18 protein-coding genes and 1 tRNA gene are annotated in these 17,749 nt (G+C 71.7%); 11 read left to right on the forward strand and 8 right to left on the reverse strand.

The features are described from left to right. Window positions 1–97: 97 nt before the first annotated feature. Window positions 98–1,132, forward strand: coding sequence for a peptidoglycan-binding domain-containing protein (locus OG223_RS16810; RefSeq protein ID WP_329248734.1), 1,035 nt, complete (start codon window positions 98–100; stop codon window positions 1,130–1,132). An 872-nt stretch (window positions 1,133–2,004) separates the two neighbouring features. Here the strand turns inward: OG223_RS16810 and OG223_RS16815 are convergent. Beyond that, entirely contained in the window at window positions 2,005–2,664 is a 660-nt protein-coding gene (locus tag OG223_RS16815; RefSeq protein WP_329248737.1) for an HAD-IA family hydrolase, read from the reverse strand. Window positions 2,665–2,936: 272 nt separating this feature from the next. Then, window positions 2,937–3,518, reverse strand: coding sequence for a TMEM165/GDT1 family protein (locus OG223_RS16820; RefSeq protein WP_329248740.1), 582 nt, complete (start codon window positions 3,516–3,518; stop codon window positions 2,937–2,939). 413 nt (window positions 3,519–3,931) lie between these two features. On the opposite strand from OG223_RS16820, the gene OG223_RS16825 reads away from it, so the two are divergent. From OG223_RS16825 to OG223_RS16835, 3 genes are all read left to right on the forward strand, one after another. Beyond that, window positions 3,932–4,576, forward strand: coding sequence for an HNH endonuclease family protein (locus OG223_RS16825; RefSeq protein WP_329248743.1), 645 nt, complete (start codon window positions 3,932–3,934; stop codon window positions 4,574–4,576). Window positions 4,577–4,660: 84 nt separating this feature from the next. Continuing rightward, complete coding sequence (locus OG223_RS16830; protein ID WP_329248747.1) at window positions 4,661–6,289, forward strand: alkaline phosphatase D family protein; 1,629 nt, start codon at window positions 4,661–4,663, stop codon at window positions 6,287–6,289. Between the two features lie 98 nt (window positions 6,290–6,387). Continuing rightward, a complete protein-coding gene (locus OG223_RS16835) occupies window positions 6,388–8,343 on the forward strand; it encodes an FAD/NAD(P)-binding protein (protein ID WP_329248750.1) in 1,956 nt (651 codons plus the stop codon). On the opposite strand, the gene OG223_RS16840 is transcribed toward OG223_RS16835, so the two are convergent. Then, entirely contained in the window at window positions 8,315–8,860 is a 546-nt protein-coding gene (locus OG223_RS16840; RefSeq protein ID WP_329248753.1) for a superoxide dismutase family protein, read from the reverse strand. The two genes, OG223_RS16835 and OG223_RS16840, sit on opposite strands and share 29 nt — an antisense overlap. A 219-nt stretch (window positions 8,861–9,079) precedes the next feature. Here OG223_RS16840 and OG223_RS16845 point away from each other — a divergent pair, with 219 nt between their 5' ends. Continuing rightward, window positions 9,080–9,721, forward strand: a complete 642-nt coding sequence (locus tag OG223_RS16845; protein ID WP_329248755.1) for a DedA family protein — start codon at window positions 9,080–9,082, stop codon at window positions 9,719–9,721. Window positions 9,722–9,920: 199 nt separating this feature from the next. Here OG223_RS16845 and OG223_RS16850 read toward each other — a convergent pair whose 3' ends face one another. Continuing rightward, a complete protein-coding gene (locus OG223_RS16850) occupies window positions 9,921–10,148 on the reverse strand; it encodes a DUF2277 domain-containing protein (protein WP_329248758.1) in 228 nt (75 codons plus the stop codon). Between the two features lie 121 nt (window positions 10,149–10,269). On the opposite strand from OG223_RS16850, the gene OG223_RS16855 reads away from it, so the two are divergent. Next, the gene (locus tag OG223_RS16855; protein ID WP_329248760.1) at window positions 10,270–11,211 is read left to right on the forward strand and encodes a ketopantoate reductase family protein; all 942 of its coding nucleotides are present in this window, start codon (window positions 10,270–10,272) and stop codon (window positions 11,209–11,211) included. A gap of 8 nt (window positions 11,212–11,219) precedes the next feature. Here the strand turns inward: OG223_RS16855 and OG223_RS16860 are convergent, their stop codons facing one another. Continuing rightward, complete coding sequence (locus tag OG223_RS16860) at window positions 11,220–11,720, reverse strand: GNAT family N-acetyltransferase (RefSeq protein ID WP_329248763.1); 501 nt, start codon at window positions 11,718–11,720, stop codon at window positions 11,220–11,222. A gap of 186 nt (window positions 11,721–11,906) precedes the next feature. On the opposite strand from OG223_RS16860, the gene OG223_RS16865 reads away from it, so the two are divergent. Beyond that, window positions 11,907–12,263: a hypothetical protein gene (locus OG223_RS16865; protein ID WP_329248765.1), complete on the forward strand. Its 357-nt coding sequence runs from the start codon at window positions 11,907–11,909 to the stop codon at window positions 12,261–12,263. Window positions 12,264–12,308: 45 nt separating this feature from the next. Further along, window positions 12,309–12,704 (forward strand): nuclear transport factor 2 family protein, encoded by a 396-nt coding sequence (locus OG223_RS16870; RefSeq protein WP_329248767.1) that lies wholly within the window; start codon window positions 12,309–12,311, stop codon window positions 12,702–12,704. 52 nt (window positions 12,705–12,756) lie between these two features. Here the strand turns inward: OG223_RS16870 and OG223_RS16875 are convergent, their stop codons facing one another. Beyond that, window positions 12,757–13,116, reverse strand: a complete 360-nt coding sequence (locus OG223_RS16875; protein WP_329248769.1) for a hypothetical protein — start codon at window positions 13,114–13,116, stop codon at window positions 12,757–12,759. Window positions 13,117–13,184: 68 nt separating this feature from the next. Between OG223_RS16875 and OG223_RS16880 the strand changes: the two genes are divergently transcribed. After that, window positions 13,185–13,925 (forward strand): HAD family hydrolase, encoded by a 741-nt coding sequence (locus tag OG223_RS16880; RefSeq protein WP_329248771.1) that lies wholly within the window; start codon window positions 13,185–13,187, stop codon window positions 13,923–13,925. Window positions 13,926–13,939: 14 nt separating this feature from the next. Here OG223_RS16880 and OG223_RS16885 read toward each other — a convergent pair. After that, window positions 13,940–14,014: transfer RNA gene (locus OG223_RS16885), tRNA-Val, on the reverse strand. A gap of 204 nt (window positions 14,015–14,218) precedes the next feature. Between OG223_RS16885 and OG223_RS16890 the strand changes: the two genes are divergently transcribed. Continuing rightward, window positions 14,219–15,004 carry a DUF4097 family beta strand repeat-containing protein gene (locus tag OG223_RS16890; protein ID WP_329248774.1) on the forward strand — a complete coding sequence of 262 codons (786 nt, stop codon included), beginning with the start codon at window positions 14,219–14,221 and terminating at the stop codon, window positions 15,002–15,004. 70 nt (window positions 15,005–15,074) lie between these two features. Beyond that, complete coding sequence (locus OG223_RS16895; RefSeq protein ID WP_329248778.1) at window positions 15,075–16,463, forward strand: hypothetical protein; 1,389 nt, start codon at window positions 15,075–15,077, stop codon at window positions 16,461–16,463. A gap of 64 nt (window positions 16,464–16,527) precedes the next feature. Here OG223_RS16895 and OG223_RS16900 read toward each other — a convergent pair whose 3' ends face one another. After that, window positions 16,528–17,697, reverse strand: a complete 1,170-nt coding sequence (locus OG223_RS16900) for an amidase domain-containing protein (RefSeq protein WP_329248781.1) — start codon at window positions 17,695–17,697, stop codon at window positions 16,528–16,530. Window positions 17,698–17,749 lie beyond the last annotated feature (52 nt).

Genomic DNA, 17,749 nt, shown 5'->3' on the forward strand with positions numbered 1-17,749 from the left:
TTGAGTCCGATTGGAAGCCCGCATTCCGGGGGCCGGAGGAGACGGCGTGAAGGAGATCCGCATAACCTCGGGAGTTCTGACGGGGAGGGACGAACACGTGAACGAGGCGAAGGGGCACATATGCCCGCAGTGCGGGGCACCCCGGGCGACCGACGGTTCTCCGTCCTGCGTCTGCACCCAACGGGCGTCCGACGCACTGCGTGACGCGCGCACGGCGGAGGCGGCAGCGGCGGAGGACTTCGACCCGCTGCGGATCAGGCCGTACGTGGAGCTGGAGGGGGACCCGCGGGACCGGACGCCACCGACCGCTCCGCCGGTCGTCCCCGAGGGTGAGACACAGCGGCTGCCGGCGGTCGAGGAGACGATGCCGCTGCGCGCGGTACCGCCCGCGCCGCCCGTGCCGCCCGCACAGGCGGAGACAACGCTCCTCCCGCCCCTGAACGCGACCTCGCCCCCGAACGCGTCCGACCTGAGCCTGTTCGAGAGCGGCGGGGACGCCCCGGAACCGCCCACGGACGCCGACTCCCCGCGCCGCCGCCACCGCCGTACCGTCCTGCTCGCCGTCGCGGGAGCGGTCGTCGCGGTGACGGTGGTGGCCGGTTTCGCGAGCGGCATGTTCTCGTACGAGACCCCGTCCCGGGACCAGGCGGCTCCCCAGGACGTACGGGCGAGCGTCCCGACCGCGTCGAAGAGCGCGGCGCCGGTGACTCCGTCCACGAGCGGCTCTACGTCCGCACAGCCGACGTCGGCGTCCCCGACCCCGTCGCTCAGCGAGACCCCGTCACCGACGGCGTCGTCGGCCCCGTCCGCCACGCCGTCGAAGTCCACGAAGCCCAGCCCGACCCCTACGGCCACCACCAGCAGGTCGACCGCCGCGGCCACGGACCGCCAGGGCGGCAGCAGCCCCTCCGCAATCCTCCAACGCGGCGACGAGGGCCCCGAGGTGACCGAACTCCAGCTCCGCCTGGCCCAGTTGAACCTCTACACCGGCCCCGACAACGGCATCTTCGACAAGCAGGTACAGACCTCGGTACGCACATACCAACTGGCGCGCGGCATCCAGTCGGACGGCCTGGGTGTGTACGGCGCGGCGACACGAGCAAAGCTGGAATCGGAAACAACCGAGCCGTGACGCTGCGCTGGCTGGGGGGCCTGGAAAGCGCCGGGGTTGCAAGACACCGGGCTTGTGGCTAGGGCCAAGGCCGCGAGGCGCCGGGGCCGCGAGAGGCCGGGGCGGAAGGGTGCCTGAGTTGAAAGGGGCCCGGGCTGGAAGGTGCCGGGGTTGCACGGAGGGCCGAGGTCGCACGGAGGGCCGAGGTCGCAGGGAGGGCCGGAGCTGCGGCGAGGGCCGAGGCTCCGGGGAAGGCCGGAGCTGTGTGGAGCCGGCGACGAAGCGCGCCGGGGCGGACTGGACGCCGGGGGTTGCACGGAGGGCCGAGGCCGCGCGAGGCCAGCGGGACTGAGGCCGCCGGACCTGAAACGTGCCGACGCGACGACGGGCTCCGGAGCCGAAGAGAGCCAGGACTGCGGCAGACCCCGGAGCGGAATCCGTCAGGCGGGACCGGACGCCGGGGCCGGAGAGGCGCCGGAGCCGACCGAGCACACGAGCACCCGAGCACGGAGGGTGCCTGGTCGGCCAGGCCGCTCAACACCGGCCGGCCGGACGCCACCGCAGCGGCCCACAGCCGTAGGCCAACACCCGTAAGGGGCAAGGACCGTGGGCCAACCTTCACGGGTCAACGGCCGTAGGCCAACCTCCGTGGGCCAACACCCACAGACCCGCCCACAGACCCGCCCGCAGGCCACCGCGCGTGGGCAACACCCACGCGCCCCAGCCATCGGCCACCAACCGCAGGTCAGCCGTAGGTCAGCCGTAGGTCACCGCATGTAGGTCAACAAACGTAGGCCAACCCTGCGGACCGGCACCCCGCAAACCGACCCCCACTCCACGCAGCCATGACCTCACGTACCCCCGACCCCACAACTCCCCCGACCCCACACCCCCTACCCCACCCGCAACCGAATCCCCCCACCCTCCAACCCCTCCACCCGCACCTCACGCAAATCCCGTACCACCACGTCCGCCCGGTGGAACCCGGCCTGCGGCCCGACCCCCACCACCCGCATTCCCGCCGCGCGCCCCGCCGCGATGCCCGCCCCGGAGTCCTCGAAGACGATGCAGTCGGCCGGGGCGATGCCCAGTTCGGCGGCGCCCTTCAGGAAGCCTTCGGGGTCGGGCTTGCTGGCGCCTACGGACTCGGCGGTGATGCGGACCTCCGGCAACTCCAGCCCGGCCGCGCCCATCCGCGCGGTGGAGAGGGCGACGTCCGCCGAGGTGACCAGCGCGTGCGGCAGGCCCCGCAGGGAAGCGAGGAACTCCGGTGCGCCGGGGATCGGGACGACGCCCTCGACGTCGGCGGTCTCCTCGGCGAGCATGCGGGCGTTCTCGGCGTGGTTCTGCTCCATGGGCCGGTCGGGCAGGAGGAGCGCCATCGACGCGTACCCCTGTCGGCCGTGCACGACCTTCATGACCTCGTCCGCGTCCAGCCCGTGCCGGTCGGACCAGCGCCGCCAGATCCGCTCGACGACCGCGTGCGAGTCGACGAGGGTGCCGTCCATGTCCAGCAGGAGGGCGCGGGCGGTGAGCACGACGGTGTCCGTCATCGGCAGGCTCCAAGGAACGGAAGAGACATACGAACAGGAGAGACATACGAACGGGAGAGACGTACGAACGGAAGAGACATACGCGGGCCAACCCAGTCGACCCGGTCAACCCCCGGAGGGACAAGGTGGCCCCGTCCGCCGGTCAGGGAAAACGGACGGGAGCCACTTTGTTTCCCTACGATACAAAACCGGACCGGCATCGCGCCACCGCCCCCGGAAACAGTTCACCCACCGTTCAGCTCCCGCGCCCGCTCAATCCCGCTCAATCCCGCTCAGCCCGCCACCGCCTCCCACAGGCTCCACGCCCCCAGCGCCAGCATCAGCACCGCCGCGATCCGCGTGATCAACTTCAGCGGCACCCGCTTCATCAGCGCCTTTCCGCCCACGATGCCGAGCCCGGCGACCGCCCACAGCGCCAGCACCGCACCGAGACCGACCGAGAACGGGTCGTCGTAGCGCGCCGCGAGGTTCGCCGTCATGATCTGGGTCAGGTCACCGAACTCGGCGACCAGGATGAGCATGAAACCGGCGCCGGACACCTTCCAGAAGGACTGGTCCTTCGGCTTGCGGACCTCCTCCTCGTCGTCGCCCTTCTTGAAGAGCAGGACCGCGGCCCCGCCCAGGAAGAGCACGCCGGTCACCGCGGCCACGAGCTGCTGCGGCAACAGGGTCAGCACACTTCCGGCCGCCACCGCCAGCACGACATGGAGAAGGAACGCGGTGGCCACGCCCGCGAAGACGTACGAGGCGCGGTAGCGGGTACCGAGGACGAGCCCGGCGAGCGCGGTCTTGTCGGGGAGTTCGGCGAGAAAGACGACGCCGAAGACGAGCGCCGTCACGCTGATGCTGATCAAGGTTCCTCAATCGGTCGGGGCTGCCCCACCGAGAGTGTGATTGCTGTCCGCGGACACCTCGGCACGGCAGCACACACGTGTCCCCGTGCCGTACGGCACGAGTGGTGCACTGCTTTACCGAAGGTCTCGCTGGCCGGCCCCACCGCGTGAACGCGTCGGGCCTGCCTCCGGGCGCCGGCTCAGAACGAGCTGAGCACTATGTCGACGGTCCGGCGAAGAGCTACTCCCCTTCTGCGCCGTCCACTGTACGCGAGATGCCCCCCGCCCCACCCATGAGGAAAGTCTCGCCGCACCCCTTGTTGTGTCATGAACACGTCACTAACTTCTTACCGGACGCACACCTTCCCGCAATACGGCACCGCGAGCATTCCTTCGCTCGCACTCCAACACCCCCACACCACAAGGGAGTTCGTATGCCGAAGTTCTACGCGCGTCGACGACTGAGCATACTCGCGGCGTTCACCGGACTCATAGCCTCTGTCGCACTTTTCAACGGACCGAACGCCTCCGCGGCCCTCCCCACCCCCGTCAGCGCCGCCACCGCCCGCACCTACCTCGCCTCCCTCACCGTGGCGACCGAGGTCCGGACGGGCTACGACCGTGACCTGTTCCCCACCTGGATCACGATCAGCGGCACCTGCAACACCCGTGAGTACGTCCTCAAGCGCGACGGTACGAACGTCGTCACCACCTCCGCCTGCGTCGCGACCAGCGGAAGCTGGTACTCGGTCTACGACGGTGCCACCTGGACCGCCGCCTCCGACCTGGACATCGACCACCTCGTCCCGCTCGCCGAGGCCTGGGACTCCGGTGCCCGCAACTGGACCACCGCCCAGCGCCAGGCCTTCGCCAACGACGTCACCCGGCCTCAGTTGATCGCCGTGACGGACAACGTCAACCAGTCCAAGAGCGACCAGGACCCGGCCGAGTGGATGCCCCCGCTCACCTCGTACGCCTGCACCTACGTGCGTGCCTGGGTCCAGGTGAAGTACTACTACGACCTCTCGGTCGACACCGCCGAGAAGGCCAAGCTGACCTCGGTCCTCAGCGGCTGCTGATCCCAAGGGAGATCCCCCTGGAGATCTAGGCGCCGCCCTCCGTCGTTCCGTACCGTACGGGGCGACGGAGGAAGGTGATCAACCGTGGCCGGACTGCGCCTTGGACCACTGCTTCGCTACGCCGACGGCTCGTCCGCGACCGTATGGGTCGAGGCGAGCCGTCCGTGCACCGCCGAGGTGCGCTGCGCCGACGGCGCCCGGGGCACCGCCCGCACCTTCCAAGTGGCGGGCCACCACTACGCGTTGGTGCCGGTGGAGGGCCTCACGCCCGGGACCTCGACACCGTACGACGTGTTCCTGGACGGCGCGCATGTGTGGCCGCTGCCGGACTCCTCGTTCCCGCCGTCGGTGATCCACACGCCGGACGCCGACGGGACCGTCCGCGTCGCGTTCGGTTCCTGCCGCTGGGCCGCGCCGCCCGCCGACGACCACGACCCGGTGGGCCCGGACGCCCTGGACACGCTGGCCTCGCGCATCGCGCGCGACCCGAAGGGCGAACGGCCGGACGTACTCGTCCTGTTGGGCGACCAGGTGTACGCCGACGAGGTCTCCGACACGACCCGCCGCTGGCTGTCCGCCCGCCGTGATCTGCGCGAGCCGCCCGGCAGCGAGGTCGCGGACTACGAGGAGTACACGCGGCTCTACTACGAGTCCTGGCTCGACCCGGAGATCCGCTGGCTGCTGTCCACGGTGCCGTCGTGCATGATCTTCGACGACCACGACGTCATCGACGACTGGAACACCTCCGCCGCCTGGCTGGCCGACATGCGGGACACCCCGTGGTGGCGCGAGCGGCTGCTGAGCGGGCTGATGTCGTACTGGGTGCACCAACACCTGGGGAACCTCTCCCCCGCCGAACTCGCCGCCGATCCCCTCTACTTGGCGGTCCGTGACACCCCCGACGGCACCGACGAGCTCCGCGCCTTCGCCTCCCGCGCCGACGCCGACCCGGCCTGCGTCCGCTGGAGCTACCGGCGCGACTTCGGCCGCGTCCGGCTGCTGATGGTGGACAGCAGGGCGGCCCGCGTCCTCGACGAGCAGAATCGCGCGATGCTCGACCCCGGCGAGGCCGACTGGCTGCGCACCGAGGCGCTGGCGGACCCCGGTTCCTACGACCACCTCCTCATCGGCACCTCGCTGCCCTGGCTGCTGCCGCATCTGATCCACGACGCCGAGTCCTGGGACGCGGCCCTGTGCCGGGGCGAACGGGGGCCCCGCTGGGCCGGGTTCGGCGAGAAACTGCGCCGCGCGGCCGACCTGGAGCACTGGGCGGCGTTCCCGGAGTCGTTCGAGCAACTGGCGGACCTGATCGCCGAGGTGGGCTCGGGGGACGGGGCGCCGGCGTCGGTGCTCGTGCTGTCGGGGGACGTCCATCACGCATACGTGGCGGAGCCCAACTGGCGGACGGGCCAACCGAGTTCCCGCGTCCTCCAGCTCACCTGCTCGCCGGTCCACAACTCCATCCCCGCGTACATACGGCTCGGCTTCCGCTTCGGCTGGAGCGCGGTGGCCCGTGGGCTGGGCCGGCGGCTCGCCCGGCACGGCCGTTGCCCCCGCCCCTCGGTCAAGTGGCGCAAAAAGGGCGGCCCTTGGTTCGGCAACCAGCTCATGACCCTGACGCTGCACGGCCGTTCGGCCCGGCTGCGACTGGAGCAGGCGCGGGCGGACGGGACGCTGAAGACCGTGGAGGAGTCCCCGCTCACACCCTCGTGACCTCGGTGCGGGCATGATGAAGCGGGCCGTCCGCTTTCCCGGTGGGCGGTCTGCTCCATCGCGCCCCCACACGCCCGGGAGTCACCCTTTTGTCTGCAGTGAACGCGTCCGACGGCGAGCCGGCCCCCCTCCCGGCCCGCGTCCCGGCCCGCGTCTCCGTCGCCGTGGTCGGCGCCGGTCCGCGCGGCACCAGCGTCCTGGAACGCCTCTGCGCCTCCGCGCCGGAACTCCTCCCGCCCGGCGCCCGGCTCACCGTCCACATGGTCGACCCGGCGCCCCCGGGCCCCGGCCGCGTCTGGCGCTCCGCGCAGTCCCCCGAGCTGCTGATGAACACCGTGGCCTCCCAGGTGACCCTCTTCACCGACGCCGGCGTCGACTGCTCGGGCCCGGTCCGCCCCGGCCCCAGCCTGTACGAGTGGGCGCCCGCCGAACTGGGCCCGGACGACTACCCCACCCGCGCCCACTACGGCCGCTATCTGGAGTGGGTGTTCGCCCGCACCGTCCGCGAGGCGCCCGACTCCGTCCGGGTCGCCACCCACCGGGCCCGCGCGGTACGCCTCGACGACACACCCGACGGCCATCAGGTCCTCACCCTGGACAACGGCCGTACGCTGTCCGCCCTTTCGGCCGTGGTCCTGGCGCAGGGACACCTCCCGACGGCCGCGGACGCCACCCAGCGCCGCCTCACCGCCCACGCCGACCGGCACGGCCTGCGCCACCTCCCGCCCGCCAACCCGGCCGACGTCGACCTGTCCGCCGTACGCCCCGGCGAACCAGTCCTGTTGCGCGGCCTGGGCCTCAACTTCTTCGACCACACCGCCCTGTTGACGACGGGCAGGGGCGGCCGTTTCGTCCGCGCGGAGGACGGCACTCTGCGCTACGTCCCCTCGGGCAACGAGCCCCGCCTGTACGCCGGTTCACGCCGAGGCATCCCGTACCAGGCCCGCGGCGACAACGCGAAGGGCCCCTACGGCCGCCACACCCCCCGCCTCCTCACCCCCGAGGCGATATCCGCGTTCCGCAAACGCGCCGACTCGGGCGAGCCGCCCGAATTCCTCACGGAGATATGGCCGTTGGTGGCGAAGGAGGCCGAGACGGTCTACTACACCGCTCTGCTACGGCGTTCCCGGCGCCCGAAGTTCGCAGAGTCCGCGGAGTTCACCGAGCGCTTCCTGGCCGTCCCCCACCGCGATCCCCAAGAGGCCCTGATCCTCGACGAGTTCGGGGTCGCGGCCGCCGAGCGCTGGAGCTGGGACCGGCTGTCCCGCCCGTACACGGAACGCGATCTCGCGCACCCGGCGGCCTGGCGGGACTGGCTGTTGTCGTATCTGCGCGAGGACGCCGAGCACGCGGCGCTCGGCAATGTGGACGGCCCGCTCAAGGCGGCCCTGGACGTGCTGCGCGATCTGCGCAACGAGCTGCGGCTGGTGGTCGACCACGGGGGCCTCGCGGGCGCCTCCCGCCGGGACCACCTGGACCGCTGGTACACCCCGCTCAACGCGTTCCTGTCCATCGGCCCGCCCCGCCGCCGTATCGAGGAACTGGCCGCGCTGGTGGCGGCGGGCGTGGTGGAGGTGCTCGGGCCGCGACTGGAGGTGCGGGAGGCGGACGGCGCCTGGGTGGCGCGCTCCCCCGCGATACCTGGCTCGGAGGTGTGGGTGACGACGCTCGTCGAGGCGCGCCTGCCCGAGCCGGACGTGCGCCGCACCGCCGACGAACTGCTCGGCCGACTGCTGAAGACGGGCCGGTGCCGGCCGCACACGGTGGACGGTTACGAGACGGGCGGGCTGGACGTGACGCCGCGCCCGTACCGTCTGATAGACCGTCAAGGAGGCGTCCACGCACGGCGGTTCGCGTTCGGGGTGCCCACGGAGGGCGTGCACTGGGTGACCGCGGCGGGCGCCCGGCCGGGTGTGGACTCGGTGACGCTGTCGGACGCCGACGCGGTGGCGCGGGCGGTTCTCCGGGTCGCGACGACGGAGCGGACGTCACCGGCCGACGCCCGCCCCTGGACGTATCAGCAGGTCAGGGAGCCCAGCCGAACGGCACGGTGAAGCAGGCGGCGCGGACCTTGCTGCCCGGCATGTCGTGGATCACGACGGAGGACGCCTCGCCCTGCCGGAAGGTCCAGTCGTGCCGGGCGCTCGACTCGGCGGCGCCGTGCTCGTCGGCCGTGAAGTCCAGCCAGACCTCGTTGTCGGCGGTGACGTCGGCCGGGTCGGTGGACGGCTTGTGCTGGAAGTGCCCGCCCGCGGCGGCCGGTTCGGCGCCGCACGGCTTCTGGTGCACATGGACGGCGTACGCGTGCCCCGGCACCATCCCGTCGACCCGGAGCTTCACCGTCGTGGCACCGCCGACGGCCGTGTGCTGACTCACCTCGATCCACGCGGCGGCCGGGACCAGCTTGTTGTCGTACGTCACCGCCGCCGACGGCACGAGGGCGCCGACCGGCGCGAACCGCGCGTCCGTCCGCATCCAGTAGCCGTCCGGGGCGCCGGCGGCTCCCGCACCGCCCGTGCCGCTCGCCAGGAGGGCCGCGACGACGGCGCCCGCGCATATGCCTGCCACCATGATGTGTACCGTTCCTCACGTTCAGGTGTAGTTGGATCCCCTTTACGTTGCTACGGGATGCGGGCCCGCCCCGCCCCTCGGGACGGGGCAGCCGGGTGAACACACTGTGCGGATCACACGTGCCCCCCGTGAATCTCCTGTCCCCACCCAGGCGTACGCTGTATGGCTGTCACTGGCCGTCCTTGCCGCGGCCCACGGGGGAGTTCACGGGGAGCCGCGTTGTTCGAGAGTGTGGGGTCGCTGACCGGCAGCCCATGGATCTACGCCATGATCGCCCTGTCCGTCCTCCTTGATGTGTTCCTGCCGGTCCTGCCGAGCGGTGTCCTGGTCATCGCGGCCGCGACGGCGGCGGCAGCGGGCACCGGCGCGGCGGCGGACGCCGTTCCCGTCCCGCACGAGGTCCCCAGCATCCTGGCGCTGATCGCGTGCGCCGCCACCGCGTCCCTCCTGGGCGACCTGGTGGCGTACCGGCTGGCCTGGCTCGGCGGCGAACGACTCGACCGCGCGATCTCCCGCTCCCGCCGCCTCACCACCGCGCAGGAACGTCTCGGCCAGGCCCTGGCCCGCGGCGGCGGCCCTCTGGTCATCCTGGCCCGCTTCGCCCCGGCCGGCCGCTCGGTCGTCTCCCTCGGCGCGGGCGCCGCCCACCGCCGCGCCCGGGACTTCCTCCCCTGGTCCGCCCTGGCGGGCCTGTCCTGGGCGGCGTACAGCGTGGCCCTCGGCTACTTCGGCGCACAGTGGCTCGGGGCGACGTGGCTGGCGACGGGGGTGTCGTTGGTGGCGCTGTTCGGGGCGGGGGCGGGGGCGGCGTTCGTAATGCGGAGGCAGCCGGGGGCGACGGAGGCGACCGCCGCGCCGTAGGGGTTGGGCGGCGGAGGCGACCGCGCCGTAGAGGTTGGGCGGCGGAGGCGACCGCGCCGTAGGGCGAGGCGCCGGGGCTGTCGCGCCCCAAGGGCCGGGCGCCGCAGGCGACCGCTCTTAGGGGCGCGGGGAACTGCGCGACCAGCCCCCACCGGCCCGCGCTGTGATCACGCTCCCCGCGAAGCGCCCCGCACTTTGATCACCGGGCTTCCCGCGCAGCGCCCCGCACTTCAAGCCCGGCGAGCAGTTCCGCCGTGGCCGCGGCGATCACCTCAACGGCATGGTCGAAAACCTCACGGTTGTGCGAGGCCGGCGCCCGGAACCCGGAGACCTTGCGCACGTACTGCAACGCGGCGGCACGCATCTCCTCCTCCGTGGCCTCGTCGGGCTGGGCGGGCGGTCGAAGAGTCTTGATGCTGCGGCACATACGTCCAGTCTCGCGCGACGAACGCGATACCGCCGCCCCTCTCCCGAACACACCTGCGATGATCCATCCGAGGCGGCCACCGTCACCACGCACGGGGCCGACCGACGAAAGGACCAGCACCATGGCGAACAAAGAACTGACGGTCGCGATACTGGGCCCCGGCGGCGTGGGCGGCCTGCTCGCGGCCCTGCTGTCCCGGGCCGGCCACCGGGTGATCTGCCTGGCCGGAGCGGAGACGGCCGACACCCTCCGTACGAACGGAATCCGGGTCCGCAGCGAAGGTTTCGGCGACTTCACGGCCGCGGTGGAAGCGGACACGGAACTCCGCGAACCGGTCGACGCCTGCCTGATCACGGTCAAGGCGACAGCCCTGGACGCGGCGCTCACCCGCGTCCCGGCGAGGACACTGGCCGACGGCCTCCTCGTCCCCTTCCTGAACGGCGTGGAACACCCGGCCCACCTGCGCGCCCGCCACGACCCCGCCCGGGTCGCCCCCGCGATCATCAGGGTCGAGTCAACTCGCGTCGCCCCGGGGGTGGTTGAGCACGGCAGCCCGTTCGCGGAGATCGACCTGACGGGCGACACGGTCCCCCGCGAACGCCTGGACGCACTGGCGGCGGCACTGAACGCGGCCGGCCCCAGGACCCGGGTCCTGCCCGACGAGACGGCGGCACTCTGGGCCAAGATGACATTCCTCGCCCCGCTCGCCCTCCTCACCACCCTCCCCCACTCTCGGCTTCGCTCGAGCGGGGGGACCCCCATCGCCCTCCCCCTGGGCGACGTACGCACGCGCCACCGCGAGGAGTTGACGGCCCTGCTGGCGGAGACGGCGGCGGTGAGCCGTGCGTACGGCGGCCCGTCGGACGCGGCGGGAGCACTGGCCCGCTACGACACGTTCCCTCCGGCGACCAAGTCGTCGATGCAGCGCGACGCGGAGGCGGGCCGCCCGCTCGAACTGGACGCGATCGGCGGGGCGTTGCTGCGGGCGGCGGAGCTACAGGGGATCCCGGTACCCGTGACGGCAAGCCTGGTAAGGGAGTTGGCGGCGCCGAACGCCAACTGACGGGCGGGTCAGCCCTGGAGGTCGATCCGCCAGTCGTTGGAGGTGATCCAGCACCCCTTGGGGTACTCGAACTCCACCTCACCGAGCAGGGTGAACCCGGCTTTGCGGCACACCGAGTTCGACGCGTGATGGCCGACCCCCGGAAAGGCATGCAGATACCGGTGCCGCCCGGCGTCCCGCGCCACGTCCACAACGGCACGGGCCGCCCGGGCGGCCAGCCCCCGCCCCTGGAACTCGGGCAACACGCCCCACCCGGTCTCCCACACCGGCTCGCCCTGCCACGCCCGCTCCCAGTACCCGATCGAGCCGACGGTCTCCCCGCTCGCCGCCGACTCGACCCGGTACATGCAGCCCTGCTCCAGCCCGACATACCGCCGATGCCGGGCAGCGAGCCGCTCGTCGGTCTCGGGACCCCCCAAGTGCACGGTCATCTCAGGGCTGTTGAGCCGCTCCAGCAACCAGAGGTCACCGTCCGCCCAGGGGCGGAGCCTCACCTGTTCCTCGTCCATGCCCGGCACCCTAGGCGGGCCCACTGACACTCCCCGGGGAAGACCTGGTAGCGGGGACCCGTGCCCGGGACACGGCCGGAGGTCCACGGGGGACGGTCCGGTGGGCGAGGGCACGGCCCACACTCGTTCGTATGAAGTCCCGGAAGGAACTCGCGACCCAAATTCGAACAGGCGTAGCATTAGCGCGTGCCTACGACCTACGACTTCCCGAGTGACCTCCTCGCCGGTCAGGAGGAGCTGCATCAGGTCCGGGCCGAGCTGTCGGCCCTGCTGAAGCGGCTGCCCTGGTCGGTCGAGCCCCTGGACGGGTTCAGCGACACGGGCGGCTGGCGCAAGGTGGAGCGCCCGGCCTCCCCCGGCTGGACGCCCGACGAACAGGCCGAAGTGGAGAAGCTCCGACAGCGGGAGCACGAACTCGCGGTCTTCGTCAGCGGCCACCGTTTCTGGACGGAGGTCGCGGCGACGGAGCGCGTGGAGGGCCGGATGCGGCTGAAGCACGCCCACGACACGACACCGGCGGACGACAGGGCGGACAATGGGTGAGATGAGCCTCACATCGCCGAAGCACACGAGAGGCGGCGATCGATCATGGCCGACCACCCGCACGCACTCCTCGTCCGCAAGGGCTACGACGCCTTCGTCCGCGGCGACATGGACACCCTGCGCGGGCTGATGTCCTCGGACGTCACGCACCACGTACCCGGCACCCACCCGCTGTCCGGCGACTTCAAGGGCCAGGACGCGGCCATCGACATGTACGGCCGACTCTTCACCCAGACGAACGGCACCCTGCGCGTCGAACTGCGCAACGTCCTCGTCGACGGCCGGGGCCACGCGGTCACGCTCCACCACGTCACGGCCGAGCGCGACGGCAAGCACATCGACGAAACCGGCGGCATCGTCTTCCGCATCCTCGGCGACAAAATCACGGACCTGGACGAGTGCGTCGAGGACATCGACAGGTCGAACGAGTTCTGGTCCTGACCCCGCCCGCCACCCGCCCCGCGGCGCGCTGCCCGAAGGCCCAGGTCCTCGACTACGGCTTCCGCAGCGCCCGTTGGGCCACCATCAAGGCCGTCACAGCCCCTACGACCGCCACCCCGCCGGCACCGACACCGACGGCCCGGAAGCCGCGCGTCGACCGCCAGGACAGCACCGACCAGCGCGACTGCGCGGACAGCACGGACCCGGTGCTCAGCCACGACCCGGCCGAGACGAACGACAGGGCCGAGCCGATCGACCCGACCGACAGCGCGCTCCCGATCGACCCGACGGACAAGCTCGACCCGACGGACCCGATGGACAACACCGACCCCACCGAACCGATCGACAACACCGAGTCCGTCGACCACAGGGACAACACGGAACCCGAGGGCGTGGCGCCAGGTTGAGTCATGAGCCCATCCTGCCCATCGCCCCCGAAAACCGCGAGCGTCCTTGGGCACCTTCCGTAGAATCCCGCGGGTGACCGGAAGCGTCGTGCTGTGGGACTTCGACGGAACCCTGGCGTACCGGGACGGCAGGTGGCGCGGGTGCCTGGTGGACGCGCTGACCGAGGTCGCACCCGGTCACGGCGTGACCCGCGCCGACCTGGCACCCGGGTTGCGCGACGGATTTCCCTGGCATCGGCCGGAGACCGGGCATCCTGACCTGAACACCCCTGACGCCTGGTGGGACGCCCTTCATCCGCTCTTCGTGAAGGCGTACGTCGGCGCGGGCGTCGCCGCCGAACCGGCCGCCCTCGCCGCACTGGGCGTACGGGCGCACTACATCGACGCGACCCGCTGGACCGTCTTCCCCGACACAGTCGCCGCGCTGGCGGAACTGACCGCGGCCGGCTGGCTCCACGTCGTGGTCAGCAACCACGTCCGGGAACTCGACGACCTGCTCCGGGATCTCGGCCTCGCCGGACATGTCGCGACCGTGGTCAACTCCTCGCTGATCGGCTGGGAGAAGCCGCACCGCCGGATCTTCGAGACGGCCCTGGATCTGGCCGGACGTCCCGAGCGGGTCTGGATGGTCGGTGACAACCCGGTGGCCGACATCGCCGGAGCGCGGGCCCTCGGCATCCCCGGCATCCTCGTCAGTCCGGGAGAGAGCGGGCTGCGACCTGCCGTGCGGCGCATCCTCCAGGGCGATGTGGACTCCATGTGGACTCCGAGCACAGGAAGAGGCCTCCCGGGGATCTCCCCGGAAGGCCTCTGAACTGCTGTTTATCCTGGTGGGCGCGGACGGTTTCGAACCGCCGACATTCGCCTTGTAAGGGCGACGCTCTACCCCTGAGCTACGCGCCCAGGACGAGTCGACAGCCTACATTGCCGGGGGGCCTGTCCTGCAAACCCGTATCGGCACGGAAGACAGGTCAGGGCCGTGTCGGGGGTTTTCCCCACCCCGAGTCCGGGAGCGCACCGGATGCCCCGGAGGAGCGTCGCTCTCTACGGTCGAGGAGAGCCGTAGGAGTCATCGGGACTCCGCGACCGCCCCAGGGGGAAATCACCGTGACCCGCACCCGCACCACCCGCCGTGTCCTCACCGCGACCGCCGGCGTCGCCCTGCTTCTCGCGGGTGCCACCGCCTGCGGCACCGCCTCCGCCGGCGACGACAAGCACCCCGATCACCGCACTTTCGCGCTGCCCGGCCGTACCCTCACCATCGACTCCGACGACTCGGCGCTCGAAGTCGTCGCCTCGGACGCGAACCCGGCGGGGAAGATCGAGGTCACCCGGTGGTGGCAGGGCAAGGTGGCGATCGGTTCCGATCCCAAGGTGAGCTGGGCGTTGAAGGGCGACCGGCTGGTGCTGCGGATGAAGTGTTCCGGGGTGATCGCCGACTGTTCGATCAAGCACCGGATCGAGGTGCCGCGCGGGGTCGCCGTGAAGGTGGAGGACGGGGACGGGAGTGTGCGGGCACAGGGGTTCACGGACGCGCTGAACGTGCGTACGCACGACGGGTCCATCCATGTCACCGACTCCACCGGGCCGCTGACGCTGCACAGCGGGGACGGATCCGTGCGCGCCGAGGTGGCGTCCCGCGAGGTGCACGCGACCACCGGTGACGGGTCCGTGCGTCTCGAACTCGCCGCCGTACCGGACCTGGTGGAGTCCCGCAGCGGCGACGGGTCGGTGACGATCGCGTTGCCCAAGGGCGGCGGCACGACGTACCGCGTGACGACCAAGACCGGGGACGGCGGGGTGGATGTGTCGGTCCCCCGGGACTCGTCGAGTTCTCATGTGGTGACCGCCCACACCGGCGACGGGAAAGTCACGGTGCGGAACGCGAACTGACCGGCTCGTGTGTTCGTCCTCTACCGGTGGGAGAATGACAGCGGTCAGACGGACAACACGGGAGAGGGATGTGACGGCGACACCAGCGCAGCCGTATTCGCCGCTCACACGGTCCAGGCGCGGTTCCGCCGCCGCCCGTGCCGCCTTCGACACCCTCGCGCTGATGAGCCTGCCGTTGCTCGCCGCGCTCGCCCTGCCCGCCGCGTTCGCGGGCGGTGGCACCCGGCGCTGGTTCGGCGGGCGGGCGGAGGGTCAGCGGGCCGAGGCGCAGGCGGCGAAGGACGCGGCCGCGGCGGCGTTCTACGAGCTGGACACCGCCCAGCGGGATCTGCGGATCTCGATAGACACCATCACCGCGGTCGACGACTCGCCGGCCGCCCGCCGCGCGGTGACCGACTTCGAGGCGCTGGGCCGGCGGATCGACGAGGCGAGCGGCCGGTACATCAACGCCGTCGACGCGCACGACCTCGACCGCGACGACCTGGAGGCCGCCGCCGCGAACCGCGCCCGCACCGAACTGACCGCCGCCAAGGACCAACTCGGCCAGGTCAAGCAGGAGTTGGACCGGTTCGAGAGCGGGCTCGGGCCGCTGCTCGGCAAGGCCGAGACGCAGTTGGCCCGGCTGGCGCCGGCCGTCGAGCGGGCCCGGCAGGCGCTGCTCGCCGCGAGCAACGCGCTGGACGCCGTACGGGCGTCGGGGCTGCGCGCCGACGATCTCGCCGGGCGGCTCGCCAAGCTCGGGCCGGAGCTGACGAAGCTGAACCAGGGGGCCGGACAGCACGGCGTGCCGCAGACGCTGGAGCGGGCCACGCAGGTCGCCCGGGAGGCGGAGGCCATCAGGGCCGAGGCCGACGGGCTGCCCGGGCGGGCCGCCGAGATCGACCACCGGCTGGTGTCGCTGCGCACCCGCGCGCAGGCGCTGACCACCCGCGCCGGGCAGGTCGACCCGGTGCTGAGCGAACTGCGGCGGCGCTTCTCGGCCGCCTGCTGGCAGGACCTCCAGCACGTGCCCGACCAGGCCGGCGAGAACGTACGGCAGGCCGAGGCGAAGCTGAAGGAGGCGCAGACCGCCCGGGACGCGCAGCGCTGGCCGGACGCCACGGCACTGCTGTCGACCGTACGAGCGCTGCTGAACACCACCGACGAGGCCGTGTCGGCCGCCGGCGACCGGCTGCGCCGGCTGAACGCCGTACAGAAGGACCCCCAGCAGGAGATCGACCGCACCCGCTTCGCGATCCGCGACGCCCAGCGGCTCGCGATGTCCGGGCGGACCAACCCCGAGCCGCGCCACGCCCGTCCGCTCGACGACGCCGTGGCCCGCCTCGACCGCGCGATCGCCACGCTGGAGGGCCGCCACCCGGACTACTGGCACTTCCTGACGGAGACGGAAGCCGTACGGCAGTCCGTGGCACGGGTGGTCGCCCAGATCCGCGAGGAGCGCGGGATGCCCGGGCGCTGAGCACGGACCGGCCCCCGGTCGCGAAGCGGAGCGACCGGGGGCCGGGAAGACCGAGCGGTGGATCTCAGGTGCGGTAGGCGTAGTAGTACGCGTTCGGGTACGACGCGACGAGACTCGCCACCGACCTGCGCAGGGTGTTGTTCGAGTGGTACGTGACGTACGGGATGCCGTTGCTCTTGGCCGTCACGATCATCGTGTGGTCCTTGGCGCCGTCCCGGTCGAAGTCCATCTGGAGGACGTCGCCGACCTCCAACTGGTAGACGTTGGCGAGCGGGGTGGTCCGCTTGGAGTTCTGCGCGAACCAGGACCACTCGTTGACGCCGACGAAGGAGTCCGACTGGATGTCGGCGGTGCCGAACCACTTCGTGTAGTCGTACACGTAGCCCGGGACGTGCTTCCAGCCGCCGGCCTTCAGGGACTGGCTGACGAAGTTGGTGCAGTCGCCGCCGTCCGCGTGGCCGTTGAAGTCCGGGTAGGCGGTGTTGTAGACGTTCCAGTACTTCTCGGCGTACGTCGCCATCGCCTTGTAGTCGTACGTCGTGCTCGTCTTCGGGACCGCCACCGGGTTGCGGGTGGTGGCCGCGCGCGGCGCGTCCGGCGTGGTGTTGCCGTCGTCGGCCGGGGCGGGCGACGCCTTGACCGCGGGCTTGGCCACCGTGTTGACGGCGAGGCCGCCGGTGTCGGTGTCCTGGATGCCGGAGAGCTGCCAGGTGCCCTGCTGGTCGGCCTTGAAGGTCAGTTCGTGGTGCGCCTGGAAGCCGGTGGTCTTCGGCTCGTTCCCCGTGGCCTTCGCGTACGTCAGCGTGGTCGTCTCGGTGACATCGGCCTTGGCGGTACGGCCGGTGACCCGGGTCGCGTCGAGCGTGACCTTGGTGCTGCCCGTGCTGTACGTCTCGCCGAGCTTCGCGATGCTGCTCTGGCGGCCGCGCAGTTGGGTCAGCGCGGCCTTCTCGTCGCGCGACTGGGTGCTGGAGAGGCGGACGTCGCCCGAGAAGCGCGTGGTGCTCTGCTTCGTCGTGGCCCCGTGGACGAGCGCCTGGGTGCGGTCGGTGAAGACCGCGTCGGCCAGCTTCTGGAAGGTCGCCTTGGTCGCGGCGTTCACGGTCGGGTCGTCGACGACGGCCGCGCCCGCGCTCCAGTTGGGCACGAGGGCGACGCCGGCGACGACCGAGGCGGCGGCCGCCGAGATTATGGCCGTACGGCTCCGCTTACGGCTCAGTTTTCTGGATTTCAATGGTGTTCCCCTCTACGCCGGTACGCCTACCGGGCGAGGGCATCTTCGCACG

Origin of the sequence: Streptomyces sp. NBC_01478, from assembly GCF_036227225.1 — a bacterium.
Taxonomy (GTDB): Bacteria; Actinomycetota; Actinomycetes; order Streptomycetales; family Streptomycetaceae; genus Streptomyces.

What these genes read in the sequence shown, in the direction of transcription:
- OG223_RS16860 (WP_329248763.1), bottom strand. Translation starts at nt 11,720, where the DNA reads ATGGACGAGGAACAGGTGAGGCTCCGCCCCTGGGCGGACGGTGACCTC.
- OG223_RS16875 (WP_329248769.1), bottom strand. Translation starts at nt 13,116, where the DNA reads ATGACTCAACCTGGCGCCACGCCCTCGGGTTCCGTGTTGTCCCTGTGG.
- OG223_RS16840 (WP_329248753.1), bottom strand. Translation starts at nt 8,860, where the DNA reads ATGGTGGCAGGCATATGCGCGGGCGCCGTCGTCGCGGCCCTCCTGGCG.
- OG223_RS16815 (WP_329248737.1), bottom strand. Translation starts at nt 2,664, where the DNA reads ATGACGGACACCGTCGTGCTCACCGCCCGCGCCCTCCTGCTGGACATG.
- OG223_RS16855 (WP_329248760.1), top strand. Translation starts at nt 10,270, where the DNA reads ATGGCGAACAAAGAACTGACGGTCGCGATACTGGGCCCCGGCGGCGTG.
- OG223_RS16850 (WP_329248758.1), bottom strand. Translation starts at nt 10,148, where the DNA reads ATGTGCCGCAGCATCAAGACTCTTCGACCGCCCGCCCAGCCCGACGAG.
- OG223_RS16870 (WP_329248767.1), top strand. Translation starts at nt 12,309, where the DNA reads ATGGCCGACCACCCGCACGCACTCCTCGTCCGCAAGGGCTACGACGCC.
- OG223_RS16825 (WP_329248743.1), top strand. Translation starts at nt 3,932, where the DNA reads ATGCCGAAGTTCTACGCGCGTCGACGACTGAGCATACTCGCGGCGTTC.